Source organism: Anaeromicrobium sediminis (assembly GCF_002270055.1).
Taxonomy (GTDB): Bacteria; Bacillota; Clostridia; order Peptostreptococcales; family Thermotaleaceae; genus Anaeromicrobium; species Anaeromicrobium sediminis.
Genome location: NZ_NIBG01000003.1, coordinates 1 through 12,503, shown reverse-complemented (window position 1 = coordinate 12,503; position 12,503 = coordinate 1). Strand labels below are relative to the sequence as shown.

The 12,503-nt window shown below is 33.9% G+C and carries 12 protein-coding genes and 3 tRNA genes; 4 read left to right on the top strand and 11 right to left on the bottom strand.

Annotation, left to right across the window (positions count from 1 at the left end):
• Position 1 precedes the first annotated feature (1 nt).
• The 7 genes from CCE28_RS04730 to CCE28_RS04700 form a co-directional block, all read right to left on the bottom strand.
• Positions 2 to 217, bottom strand: a complete 216-nt coding sequence (locus tag CCE28_RS04730) for a 4Fe-4S dicluster domain-containing protein (RefSeq protein WP_095131502.1) — start codon at positions 215 to 217, stop codon at positions 2 to 4.
• 23 nt (positions 218 to 240) lie between these two features.
• The gene (locus CCE28_RS04725; protein WP_095131500.1) at positions 241 to 921 is read right to left on the bottom strand and encodes a nucleotide-binding protein; all 681 of its coding nucleotides are present in this window, start codon (positions 919 to 921) and stop codon (positions 241 to 243) included.
• Positions 922 to 929: 8 nt separating this feature from the next.
• On the bottom strand, positions 930 to 2,000 hold the full coding sequence (buk, locus tag CCE28_RS04720; RefSeq protein WP_095131498.1) for a butyrate kinase: 1,071 nt from the start codon (positions 1,998 to 2,000) through the stop codon (positions 930 to 932).
• 4 nt (positions 2,001 to 2,004) lie between these two features.
• Positions 2,005 to 2,922 carry a phosphate butyryltransferase gene (locus CCE28_RS04715; RefSeq protein WP_095131496.1) on the bottom strand — a complete coding sequence of 306 codons (918 nt, stop codon included), beginning with the start codon at positions 2,920 to 2,922 and terminating at the stop codon, positions 2,005 to 2,007.
• A 329-nt stretch (positions 2,923 to 3,251) separates the two neighbouring features.
• A complete protein-coding gene (locus CCE28_RS04710; protein WP_095131494.1) occupies positions 3,252 to 4,505 on the bottom strand; it encodes a CdaR family protein in 1,254 nt (417 codons plus the stop codon).
• Positions 4,486 to 5,319, bottom strand: a complete 834-nt coding sequence (gene cdaA, locus CCE28_RS04705) for a diadenylate cyclase CdaA (RefSeq protein WP_176461660.1) — start codon at positions 5,317 to 5,319, stop codon at positions 4,486 to 4,488. The genes CCE28_RS04710 and cdaA overlap by 20 nt, the downstream gene beginning before the upstream one ends.
• A 196-nt stretch (positions 5,320 to 5,515) precedes the next feature.
• Positions 5,516 to 5,965: a TspO/MBR family protein gene (locus tag CCE28_RS04700; protein WP_242972903.1), complete on the bottom strand. Its 450-nt coding sequence runs from the start codon at positions 5,963 to 5,965 to the stop codon at positions 5,516 to 5,518.
• Positions 5,966 to 6,307: 342 nt separating this feature from the next.
• On the opposite strand from CCE28_RS04700, the gene CCE28_RS04695 reads away from it, so the two are divergent.
• The 4 genes from CCE28_RS04695 (at position 6,308) to CCE28_RS04680 (ending at position 10,673) form a co-directional block, all read left to right on the top strand.
• Positions 6,308 to 7,525, top strand: a complete 1,218-nt coding sequence (locus CCE28_RS04695) for a 2,3-bisphosphoglycerate-independent phosphoglycerate mutase (protein WP_095131490.1) — start codon at positions 6,308 to 6,310, stop codon at positions 7,523 to 7,525.
• A 100-nt stretch (positions 7,526 to 7,625) separates the two neighbouring features.
• Positions 7,626 to 8,672, top strand: a complete 1,047-nt coding sequence (locus CCE28_RS04690; protein ID WP_095131488.1) for a M42 family metallopeptidase — start codon at positions 7,626 to 7,628, stop codon at positions 8,670 to 8,672.
• Positions 8,663 to 9,691, top strand: a complete 1,029-nt coding sequence (locus CCE28_RS04685; RefSeq protein ID WP_095131486.1) for a M42 family metallopeptidase — start codon at positions 8,663 to 8,665, stop codon at positions 9,689 to 9,691. The genes CCE28_RS04690 and CCE28_RS04685 overlap by 10 nt, the downstream gene beginning before the upstream one ends.
• Positions 9,684 to 10,673 carry a M42 family metallopeptidase gene (locus CCE28_RS04680; protein WP_095131484.1) on the top strand — a complete coding sequence of 330 codons (990 nt, stop codon included), beginning with the start codon at positions 9,684 to 9,686 and terminating at the stop codon, positions 10,671 to 10,673. The genes CCE28_RS04685 and CCE28_RS04680 overlap by 8 nt, the downstream gene beginning before the upstream one ends.
• A 17-nt stretch (positions 10,674 to 10,690) precedes the next feature.
• Here the strand turns inward: CCE28_RS04680 and CCE28_RS04675 are convergent, their stop codons facing one another.
• The 4 genes from CCE28_RS04675 to CCE28_RS04660 all read right to left on the bottom strand — a co-directional run bounded on the left by CCE28_RS04675 (position 10,691) and on the right by CCE28_RS04660 (position 12,400).
• Positions 10,691 to 11,620, bottom strand: coding sequence for a TIGR01212 family radical SAM protein (locus CCE28_RS04675; protein WP_095131482.1), 930 nt, complete (start codon positions 11,618 to 11,620; stop codon positions 10,691 to 10,693).
• A gap of 540 nt (positions 11,621 to 12,160) precedes the next feature.
• Positions 12,161 to 12,234: transfer RNA gene (locus CCE28_RS04670), tRNA-Gly, on the bottom strand.
• 5 nt (positions 12,235 to 12,239) lie between these two features.
• Positions 12,240 to 12,314, bottom strand: a tRNA-Gly gene (locus CCE28_RS04665).
• 10 nt (positions 12,315 to 12,324) lie between these two features.
• A tRNA-Thr gene (locus CCE28_RS04660) sits at positions 12,325 to 12,400 on the bottom strand.
• Positions 12,401 to 12,503 lie beyond the last annotated feature (103 nt).

The following is a 12,503-nucleotide window of genomic DNA, read 5'->3' as shown; positions in this document are numbered from 1 at the left end:
CCTATTCTCTCTCTACAGTAATTACTAAATCAGGACATATAGTTGCACAATTCCCACATCCAATACATTTATCCATTTCTCTTACAGTTGCTGGATTGTACCCTCTTTGATTGATTCTTTCCTTATCCATTTTTACAATGTTAACTGGGCATACAGTGGTGCAAAGCTCACACCCTTTACATCTTTCTTCTCTGAAATGAACTTTTCCTTTAGCCAATAGTGCGTCCTCCTCTCAAAGCATCAAAGCATCCAAGCTTCACGCATATACATATTTATTGGTAAAATATCTCCATCTACATCTTTGGGTAACTTATCTACTACAGATTTTATTGCACTAGTATAAAGTATAGGTATACCTAATTCATTAGATACTTCTCTACTTAATATTTGGCCACTCATTACTGTGTCCACATCTGTTTCTTTTAGTAGATGGGTATTATTAACAAGACCTGTTACTTTAAGACCTGATACGGCCTCTATTTTACTAATATTTTCTATTACCTCTTCCTTAGTACCAGAGAATACTCTATTTTTATTAATCACATAAAGCATTTCATATCCCTTTTCTTTAAGGTGATTTACATAACGCTTTAATGCCCTAGCACCACTATGATCTCCTCCCACGTCTAATACGGCATAGTAGGATTTATCTATAATAGGCTTTAATACGGATGCTGAAATACTTGGCAAATCAATTCCCATGGACTTTTGATGTCCTATACTACTGGATATTACTTCTATACCCATATTTTCAAGCATTTCTGTCTTTTCTCTACTTCTAAAATATGGATTGATAATGTCTAAGTCAGCTATAGCCACTTTTTTTCCTTCATTATGAAGCTTTATGGCAAAATTCACTGAAAACTCAGTCTTACCACTTCCAAAGTACCCTGTTATAATTTTTATTCTATGATCATTCATATTATCACCTATGCATAAACTTTGGCTTCTTCTTCACCTTTTAATACCCTAAGACCACCTTCTGCTAAGGCTCTTAGTTCTTCTTCTCCTGGGTACACAAAAACTTTGCCCAAGAATTCTGCTCTTTCTTTAATCCAACCTACAAATTCACTATCATAAGCTATACCACCAGTTAAAATAATTCCATCCACTTTACCACCTAATGCAACACACATGGAACCTATTTCTTTAGCAACTTGGTAAGCCATAGCTTGATAGATTACTCCTGCTTGAGCATTCCCAGCAGCAACCATTTTCTTTACATCTCTTCCATCATTAGTGTTTAAGTAAGCAACTAGACCACCTTTTCCACTAACCTTTTTATTAAATTCTTCTACAGTATACTCTCCAGAGAACGCCATTTTCATAATCTTACGAACTGGTACAGTTCCAGATCTTTCAGGTGAGAATGGACCTTCTCCATCTAGTGCATTATTAACATCTATTACTTTTCCTAGTTCATGGGCTCCTACAGATATACCTCCACCTAGGTGAGCAACTACAAAATTAAGTTCATCATATTTCTTTCCTAATTCTTTAGCAGCCTTTCTTGCCACAGCCTTTTGATTTAATGCGTGGAATATACTCATTCTGTCATATTCAGGCATTCCTGATACTCGAGCTAGGTCTATCATCTCATCCACAACAACTGGATCTACTATATAAGCTTTTATATTTAAGTCTTTTGCAATTTCCTTTGCAATTATACCTCCAAGATTTGAAGCATGTTGTCCAAGTACTCCAACCTTTAAGTCCTCTATCATAGGATCATTTACTTCATAAGTCCCTCCTGCTATGGGCTTAAGAAGTCCACCCCTACCTACACAGGCATTTAAACTTTCAAGTTTGATAGCGTTTTCCTTAAGTACATTTAAAATAACTTCTTTTCTGAAATTATACTGATCATAAATCTTTTTAAACTGTCCTATTTCTTCACTAGAATGTCTTAGTGTTTCTTCAAATACTAATTCGTCTCCATCAAACACACCTATTTTTGTAGATGTGGATCCTGGATTTATAGTAAGTATTCTATATTTCATTTCCCTATATGCTCCCTTCCTCTTTTTTAATTGCCATAAGTACTGATAAAGCTATAGAATTTAACTTGGCTTCATCATTGTCTGCCCTAGATGTCAATACTATAGGAGCACTTGCACCTACTATTACCCCTGCATTCTTAGCTTTAGCTAAAAATACCATGGTTTTATAAAATACATTTCCAGCCTCAATATTAGGCATTAAAAGAATATCTGCAACTCCAGCTAGTGGGTGATCTATCCCCTTATGGATGGCTGCCTCTTTTGATATGGCATTATCAAGTCCAAATGGGCCTCCAACTACGCAATCCTTTATTTCGCCTTCTTTATTAAGCCTTTCTAATTCCTGAGCATCAACTGTAGCTTCCATCTTTGGTGATACTTTTTCCTTTGCACATATGACACATACATTAGGAGTTTCCACCTCAATGGCCTTTGCCACCTTAATACTATTTTTAATTATTTCTTTCTTTTTTTCTAAATCTGGTGCAATATTCATTGCTGCATCTGTCATTAAAAGTAACTTATCATAGTTTTCAGGCTCAAATACAGCCACATGGCTAAGCAACTTACCTTCCCTTAATCCATAGTCAGCATTTAGTGCTTCCTTTAGAATTATAGACGTATCTACTAATCCCTTCATAAGGATATGAGCCTTACCACTTGAAACTAATTTTACAGCTTCAGCAGATGCATCTTGCATATTTTCTTTATGTATAATTTCATAATCTGTCAAATTAATGTTTAGCTTTTGTGCAACTTCTTCGATCTTTTCTTTGTCCCCTACTAATATTCCTCTTGCTATTCCCAATTCCCTAGCTTTGTCTACAGCAAGTAATACGTCCCTATCCTCAGCTGATGCCACCGCTATAGTCATTGGCCCCTTTGCTTGAACGTAAGAGATTATTTCTTCGATTTTTTTCATGTTTACTTACCACCACCTATATATATTTTAATATATCTTTTCATAATTATCTATAATCACTGTTAATTATCAGAATATTCAGTAGTTTTATCCACTGGAATACATATGTACTTGTTGGCTATTTTTCAATGGGTTGAGCACTTACTTATACAAGTGTTATTTCATATTTTTAAGAAAGTGCCATATTTTGTCCCGCTTAATATTATGCCCATAAAGTAAAACTTAATTCAGATTAGCTTTTTATCCCATATAAATTATAATTTATCCCCTCTATAAAGAGTATTAAAAAAAGTAGAGTTTATTAAACCCTACTTTTTAAAATTTAAATTTTATTCACTTTTAACCAATTCAACTGGTACAACCTTTGGATCTATCTTTATTTCTTCTATTTCCTTATCAAAGCTATATTGTACTTCCATATCATAAATACCCTCGTCCAAGTTCTTAGCATCAAAGTATAATTCTATATCAGCTTCTGTTACCTTTTGGCTTGGCACACTTTTAACCATTACTTCTATCCATATGGGAACTACATCCTTATATGAACTTAGGCCTTCTTTTAAATTAATAACCTGCAAGTCATTCTTTGAATAGACAAACTTTTTATCTATTATCTTCTCTATTACTAATTTTACATCTACATATTCTTCAATTGCCTCAATACCATTAGGTACTAATATTTTCATTTTCTTAGTTGTATTTTTATTAAGGCCATTTAAGTTTATAGGTTCTACCTTTACATAATTAATATTTTCTACTAGGTCAATTTCACCCTTTATAGTTATATTTTTATATTCTAGGTTGGTTCCTGTAAGTTTATATCCTTCACTAACACTAGTATTGCTCCTATAAGTAGGTAGTAGTGGTACTTCCTTAACCCTTAGTATTGGCATAGTAACATTTATAAATTCCTTACTTAGGGTTACTCCTTTTACCACGTTTCCCTTTTTATCTATAGGTTTTAGTAATGCCTTAGTTTCAACAGTATTTTTAAGGTTATCCACATTTACCTGGGCAACTACTGCGTCTACTGTATTTACTATAGTCTCAGGTCCTTCTACAACAACCTTATTTTCAGATACAATGCCGTCTTCTGCACTATAGCCCTCAGCAGGAGTGCCTACTTTATTTGGAATAACTTTTTTTTCTTGCTTTACTATTTCATCTATTGTAATCCTAATTTCTGGCGGACTTATTCTGCTTAATGACACATTACTGGGCACATTCACATTAACAGGAATACTATTAACTCCCTTTGTGACACCTACTAAGTTAGCATTGGCCACAATGTCACTAGAGCTTACTGTATATAAATCATTACGTCTACCTTCTAGCTTTACATTCACAGAGAACTTTTCTTCCCCCATGATAAGAAGTCCATTTTTATTTAAACTCTCTACATTTAAAAGGGTAACAGGTATCCCCTTTAATTCTATAGTAGTTTGAGGATTTACCTCTCCCATTACATATAACCACATTACAAAGGCAAAGAGAATTGATGCCAGCTTTAGATTGGTATTATTCCCAAATAACCCCAACCTCTTTATTTTCATCTTTGATGTTTTATTTTTTATCTTTGTCATTCTTTCGCCTCCATATCATCCTTAATAAAGGCTGCCTTTCCTCTTGCTCATATGCATTTTTTATTATTGCTCTCAATAGTCTTTCATCTACAAATCTCGTCAATTTACCTTCCCTAGCTACTGATATGGCTCCAGTTTCCTCTGACACCATAATTGTCAGGGCATCAGATTTTTCTGTGACTCCAATACCAGCCCTATGTCTTGTTCCTAACTTCTTACTTATGTTAGGATTAGAGGTTAAAGGTAGAACACATCCTGCTGCCATAATCTTTCCATTTCTAACAATAACAGCACCATCATGAAGAGGAGTATTAGGTATAAAAATATTAATTAATAATTCCGTAGAAATTTCTCCGTTTATGATGGTTCCCGTTTCGATTACATCAGAAAGTCCCGTTTCACCTTCCATTACTATTAATGCACCTATTTTGTCCTTACCCAAATTAAATACAGCATCTACTATCCTATCAGAATATTTCTCTATTTGTTCCGTATCTAGCTCCATTATGGAGTTTAAAAATAGTTTACTTCTACCAATGTGTTCAAGTGCGCGTCTCAACTCAGGTTGAAACACTATAAGTAGGGCAATTACTCCCACTGTCATAGTATTTTTAAGTATCCAGTTAGTTACATAAAATCCCATCCAGTCACTTAATTTGGTGGCAATTAATAATACTAATATTCCCTTTATTAATTGTTCTGCACTAGTATGTCTTATAAGCATTAATAACTTATAAAAAACAAAGGCCACAATAGCCATATCTAGAATATCCCTTATTCCTATGTTTAAAAAAATCTCTAAAACTCCATCCAAAATTACCACCTCTTTTCGCCATTCATAATAATTTTTTAGTATACTAATATTCTAATATTAATATGATAACCCTTCAAGTGTTATTGATAATATTTTATTAATAAAAAAAGGAAAACTTTTACTAAGTTTTTCCTTTTATCCTTTCATTCTACATTATTTTCCCCTTAAATTTCCCAGGAAATGTACTTTTATGTTGTTACATATTCATACACCATATGGTTATATTAAGTATAGTAGCAAAGGCCACCCATATTATGTAAGGTATCATTAAATTTCTAGCTACTTTGTCAATTCTACCAAATATTTTAGTAGTAATTATTATTAAACCCAATAATATAATAATACATATTATAGCCAATCCTATCCTATTCATTCCAAAGAATATAATACTCCAAGTAAAGTTTATAAATAATTGAAGTCCATAATAGAATAAAGCTTTTTTAGCTCTCTTGTCATATCTTTTCATCATCCATATTCTGTAAGAAGCTATACCCATAAGTAAATATAATATGGGCCATACTACTGCAAATAGCCAGGTCGGTGGAGCAAAGACAGGTTTTGCTAATTCAGAATAAAAGCCCCTCATGGAACCTCTAGTAAAATAACTACTTAAAAGGCCTGTTATTTCAGCTATGAATATACACACTAAAGCAGCAAAATAATTTATTTTTCCCCTAACCTTGAAAATAATAATCCCTCCGTTTCCAATAAACTGATAAAAAAACAGTCTTATTACATTTAACCCAGATTAGTCATATAAAATTCAAAACTCTGCTAGGTCCTTTTGATTCTAATCTATTCATCAAATTCTCAACGTACCGTATTGGTATGTCTTCGAACCTGATAAACATCTTAGAGTCAAAACTACTTGCATATCTTCAAACTTTCTATGACTAATCTGGGTTTATATATATATTTTTATTCCTCTCTGTACAAAATATTACTAGTATCCTTATATTTTAAAATTATAGAAAGAAAGAGTGATTATATGAACTATGAACAAGTAATATCTGATACTGTAAAAACTAATAATTCTACCATTGTCCTATTAGTAATGGATGGTGTGGGAGATATTAGAAATAAAGAATTTGGAAATAGAACTCCTTTAGAATATGCTCACACTCCCAATTTAGATAAATTGGCACGAGAATCTTCCTTAGGAAGAATGTATCCAGTACTGCCTGGAATAACACCAGGTAGTGGACCAGGACATACTAGCTTATTTGGATATGATCCCTTTGACGTTCAAATAGGCCGTGGTGTCCTAGAAGCAGTTGGTATAGGATTTAATTTAGAGTGGGGTGATGTGGCTGCAAGATGCAACTTTTCATCTATGGATGAAAATGGGCTTGTGACAGATAGACGGGCAGGAAGAATTCCCACAGAAGAAACAGAACGTCTTTGTGAAAAATTAAGGACTATAAAAGAGATTGATGGCGTAGAAATTATTATAGAGCCTGGAAAGGGACATAGATTTGTTACTGTATTTAGAAGTAAGGATAAGAAATTAGGTTCATCCATAAATGATGTAGATCCACTAGCTGAAGGAAAGGCTCCTAGAGAAGCTAAGGGTGAAGATGAGAATTCTCAGTTTTTAGCAAATGTTATTAATAAGTTTATGAAAAAGGGGTATGAATTAATTAAGGATGATCATCCAGCCAATGGTTTTTTAATGAGGGGAATAGCATCAAGGCCTGAACTTACATCCATGAGAGATAAATATTTATTAGAATCAGCAGCCATTGCTTCTTATCCCATGTATAAAGGAATTTCATCCTTATTGGGAATGACTTTACTTCCTACAGGTGATACTATTGAAAGTCTCTTTAATACATATGTCCAATCTAAAGCAAAATATGACTTTTTCTTTATCCATATAAAGGGTACAGACCAGGCTGGTGAAGATGGTGACTTCTTGGATAAAGTAAGGCACATAGAAGAAGTAGATAAATATTTACCAATACTGTTACAAAATAAACCTGATGTATTAGCCATAACGGCAGATCATTCGTCCCCTTGCCCTATGCGCTCCCATAGTTGGCATCCAGTTCCACTGCTTATACATAGTCGTTTTTGCGGTACGGATGATGCAAAATATTTTCATGAGAATTGTTGTAACAAAGGTGGCCTAGGATTTTTTGAAAGTAAATATTTAATGGGCCTACTTTTAGCTAATGCTAAGAGATTAGATAAATTCGGTGCGTAAAGCAAAACTTTGTCAAGATACAAAACTGATAGGCAAAGAATATCTTTGTCTATCGTTTTTTTTGGTATAATATTCTATGTACACGTAAAGGAGGTATAAAATGGAACTAGCGGATAAGTTAAAAAAATTAGTAGAAACAGATGGTGTATCTGGTTTTGAAGAAAATATCTTTGCCCAAGCTAAAGATCTGTTCTTTGATTTATGCGATGACATCCAGTCAGACCCCTTAGGAAATATGATTGCACACATTTCAAGAGGTGGTCACAAAAAAGTAATGTTAGCTGCCCATATGGACGAAATAGGCCTTATGGTAAAAGACATTGATGATGCGGGATTTGTTCAATTTACAAACATAGGTGGTTATGACTATAGAACCCTACCTGCCCAAGAAGTAATAGTTCATGGTAGAGAAAAAGTTTTTGGTATTGTGGCTACAAAGCCACCCCATATTCAAAATGAAGAAGACAAGAAGAAAGCTCCTAAAATGGAAGATATGCGTATAGATATAGGTTTATCTAAAGAGGAAGCTAAAAAAGTCGTGTCCATAGGAGACCCTATAACAGTAAAAAGGCATATGCTAAAACTTCAAAATGATTTTTATTCTTCTAAAGCAATGGATGATAGAGCTGGTGTTTTAGCCATGCTTCATTGTTTTGAAATCTTAAAGAAGATGAACCATTCTATAGATGTATATGGAGTTTGTACTGTACAAGAAGAAGTTGGTACTAGGGGAGCCATAGTAAGTGCATTTAACATCAATCCAGATATTGGTATTGCCGTTGATGTGGGATTTGGTTCTACTCCAGAACTACCAAAGGATGAGACTCTTGATTTATCAAAGGGAGTTGGTATTGCTTTTGGTGCCAATATTCATCCAAAGCTTCATAAAAAATTAATCGAACTTGCCAAAGAACACAATATCCCATATCAAGTAGATTTAGTTCCAGGTAACTCTGGAACAGATACAAGATCTATACAAATTTCCAGATGCGGAATAGCAACTGCTCTTTTATCTATTCCACTTAGATATATGCATACTTCAGTAGAGACTCTATCAATGGAAGATATTAAAAATGTAGGTAAGCTTTTAGCTTATTTCATATTAAGCCTAGATAATATTGATTTGGAGGAATTACTATGCTTTTAGAAAAATTAACTAGCTTAAATGGAGTATCTGGTAATGAAGATGCTGTTAGAAACTTTATAAAGGAAGAAATAAAAGATCATGTGGATGAAATCAAAATTGATAGATTGGGAAACTTAATAGCCATTAAACATGGTAAAGAAAATTATCCAAAGGTAATGTTATCAGCACATATGGACGAAGTGGGTTTAATGGTTAAATCCATAAATGATAAGGGCTTTGTTAAGTTCTTAAAGGTTGGTGGAATAGACGATAAGGTATTAGTTTCTAAGCCCGTTTCCATAGGAGATAAAAAAATCACTGGTGTTATTGGTGCTAAGGCCATTCACTTACAAACACCAAAAGAAAGAACTGTTCCTCTAAAGTCTAAAGACTTATATATAGATATTGGTGCTAAATCTAAAGATGATGGGAAAAAGCATGTGTCTCCAGGAGATTATATATGTTTTTTAAGTGACTACGTGGAATTTGGAGATGATTTAATAAAAGCCAAGGCCCTAGATGATAGAGCTGGTTGTGCTATTATTATGGACCTTTTAAAGAATAATTATGACTCCACCATTTATGCAGTATTTTCTGTGCAAGAAGAGGTTGGACTTAGAGGGGCTGCTCCTTACTCCTATAGATTAGATTCAGATTTAGCAATAGTGATAGAAACCACTTCTTGCTTTGATTTAGATAAAGTAGAAGAACCTGATTTTGTAACAAAAATGCACGGTGGCCCTGCCTTTTCCGTATTAGATAGGGTTACATACTATAGTAAGGCTGTTACAAATAGATTAATTGGTGTGGCTAAGGATAATAATATTTCATACCAATTTAAACAAGTTCCAAAGGGCGGAAATGATTCAGGTCAAATTCATTTATCTAAAAATGGTATTCCTACGGCTTGTATATCAATGCCTTGTAGATACCTTCATTCACCTGTATCTGTAATAAGTAAAAGAGATTTTAATAACTCTAAAAAACTTTTAGATGAATTTTTAAAAGACATAAAAAAGGAGGAGTTCGTAAATGTTTAATATAGATTTAATTAAGAAACTATCTTATGCCTATGGTCCAGCTGGTAACGAAGAAGCTATTAGGGAAGTTATTTTAAATGAAGTAAAGGATCATGTGGATGAAGTATCTGTAGATACTATGGGTAACTTGATTGCAGTTAAAAAGGGATCTGGCAAAAAGGTTATGATTGCAGCCCATATGGACGAAATAGGAATAATAATCACAGGAATTGATGATAAAGGATTTTTAAGATTTTCAAATATAGGTGGAGTATCTCCTTTCGTATCCCTTGGCCAAAAGGTTAGATTCTCAAATGGTACTATAGGTACACTTCATATGGAACATATGGAAGATATGAAACATTTAAAGTTAGAAAAAATGTACATAGATATAGGTGCTAAGGATAAAGAAGAAGCCTTAACTAAAGTTAATTTAGGTGATGTGGCATGCTTCCATTCAGATCTTGTAGACTTAGGCCATAGTGTTATGACTAAGGCCTTAGATGATAGAATAGGATGCTATATAGCCATAGAGACTATTAAAAGGTTAAGCGCCTCTCCTAATGAGCTATATTTCGTATTTACAGTTCAAGAAGAACTGGGCTTACGCGGTGCAAAAACTGCAGCCTTTGCCATTGAACCTGACCTTGCCATAGCTTTAGATATTACCTCTTGTGGAGATATGCCAAAGTGCAAACACTTAGCCGTAAATTTACATGATGGCCCCGCTATAAAGATAAAGGATAATTCTATATTATGCCATCCTGTTATGAAAAACCTTTTAATTAATACGGCTAAAGAAAATAACATTCCATATCAATTAGAGGTTCTAACTTTTGGTGGAACTGACGTAGGTGCCATACATCTATCCCGTGCAGGAGTAATCTCAGGTGCCCTATCTATAGCTTGTAGATATGCCCACACTCCTAATGAAGTAGTTTCTAAAGATGATGTTAACAATGCAGTAGAGCTCCTTACAAAGGTATTAAGTAAAGAAATATAATGTAAAATAGGATGAGGTTAAACCTCATCCTTATTTTTAGCCCCTTGATATGTGTCCCTTTCCCTTAGTTCCCTATCTATTCCATTTAATATGGCTCTTTTATCTAAACTCCACCAGGGTTCATATAATAATTCCTTTTTGCCGTCACCAGTCATCCTATGGACCACTATATTAGGTGAAATTCTTTCTAATATATCTACTACAAATTCTATATACTCTTCCTTTTCAAATGGGTCATATGGATTTTCTAATACATATTCGTATAGCTTTGTTCCCTTTAATATATGTAATAAATGAATCTTAATCCCATCTATCCCTCTATCTGATAAATATGTACAAGTGTCCATCATCTCCTCTTTACTTTCACCAGGAAGACCTAGTATAACATGGACAACTACTCTTATATTTCTATCCTTTAATTTGTTCAGCGTTTTATTGAATATATCTAAATCATATCCCCGATTTATAAAATCAGCCGTATGATCATGAATAGTCTGAAGACCTAATTCTACCCATAAATAAGTTTTGTTATTTATATCTTCTAACAAATCCAATATGTCATCATCTATACAATCAGGTCTAGTCCCTATAGCTAATCCCACTATGCCATCACAGCTTAATGCATCGTAATATTTCTGCCTCAAATTTTCTACCTGATCGTATGTATTGGTATAGTTTTGAAAATAAGCTATGTACTTATTCACCTTCCATTTATCTCCTAATAGAGCCTTTTGATCTTCCACCTGCCTTTTAATAGCTATATTCCTACTACCAGCAAATTCTCCAGATCCACTCTCACTACAAAATATACATCCCCCATAAGACAGTGTCCCATCCCTATTAGGACAAGTAAATCCTCCATCTAATGATACCTTCCCTATCTTTTCATTAAAGACAGATCTCAATTCATAATTTAAAGAATGATACCTCTTATCCTGCCATCTCATATCCTCACCTCTTCTAGTGTAATTATATAGATAAACCATGTCGAATCTAAATGTATGTGAACTTACTTCGGTCATATAAATAAAAACGTTTATAAGGTAAGTCACTATCAGACTATAGAGTGTGAATATTATACTTACCATAGAAGGTTCACAATTGTCTACAACATAGGATGTTCTGATGTTCCACCTTCTAAAAATTTTTCATTTATATTCCCTTGTAAGTAGCTAAAGTTTATTGAGTTTGGAAGTAGTATATCTATAAATTTGTCAATTATAAATTGAATATATACAGTAACTTGCCTATGAAGGAAAATATATTAAAATTTATTGGAATTATGGGAACGTCACAACATCCTAGGGTAGATTAATATGAATCTTGAACCTTCTTTTAGGACATCACACTTCCACATGTGACAGTGACTCCAATGGAAATAAATTTTAATATATTTGACTGAAATAGGCTCACACTCCTTAAGCTTAATCTATACATAGTATTTGTATATATAACAAAAAAACATACCCTTTTAGGTATGTTTTTACTGGAGCGGATGATGAGAATCGAACTCACATAACCAGCTTGGAAGGCTGGAGTTTTACCACTAAACTACATCCGCATATTTGGAGCAGAAGACGAGATTCGAACTCGCGACCCTCGCCTTGGCAAGGCGATGCTCTACCACTGAGCCACTTCTGCATTTTATGTATGGAGCTGGTGAAGGGACTTGAACCCATAACCTGCTGATTACAAGTCAGCTGCTCTACCAATTGAGCCACACCAGCATGCTTCAATCACCCAAATTTCACATTTGGTGTGATATGGAGTACTCAGTAACTTCACGTTTCTGAGTTACCTTAAAATTTAAATTGGCGACCTGGAAGGGAC

Bases quoted from the DNA above. Each gene is read 5' to 3' on its own strand.
- CCE28_RS04725 (WP_095131500.1), bottom strand. From the start codon at position 921: ATGAATGATCATAGAATAAAAATTATAACAGGGTACTTTGGAAGTGGT.
- buk (WP_095131498.1), bottom strand. From the start codon at position 2,000: ATGAAATATAGAATACTTACTATAAATCCAGGATCCACATCTACAAAA.
- CCE28_RS04715 (WP_095131496.1), bottom strand. From the start codon at position 2,922: ATGAAAAAAATCGAAGAAATAATCTCTTACGTTCAAGCAAAGGGGCCA.
- CCE28_RS04710 (WP_095131494.1), bottom strand. From the start codon at position 4,505: ATGACAAAGATAAAAAATAAAACATCAAAGATGAAAATAAAGAGGTTG.
- CCE28_RS04695 (WP_095131490.1), top strand. From the start codon at position 6,308: ATGAACTATGAACAAGTAATATCTGATACTGTAAAAACTAATAATTCT.
- CCE28_RS04690 (WP_095131488.1), top strand. From the start codon at position 7,626: ATGGAACTAGCGGATAAGTTAAAAAAATTAGTAGAAACAGATGGTGTA.
- CCE28_RS04685 (WP_095131486.1), top strand. From the start codon at position 8,663: ATGCTTTTAGAAAAATTAACTAGCTTAAATGGAGTATCTGGTAATGAA.
- CCE28_RS04680 (WP_095131484.1), top strand. From the start codon at position 9,684: ATGTTTAATATAGATTTAATTAAGAAACTATCTTATGCCTATGGTCCA.
- CCE28_RS04675 (WP_095131482.1), bottom strand. From the start codon at position 11,620: ATGAGATGGCAGGATAAGAGGTATCATTCTTTAAATTATGAATTGAGA.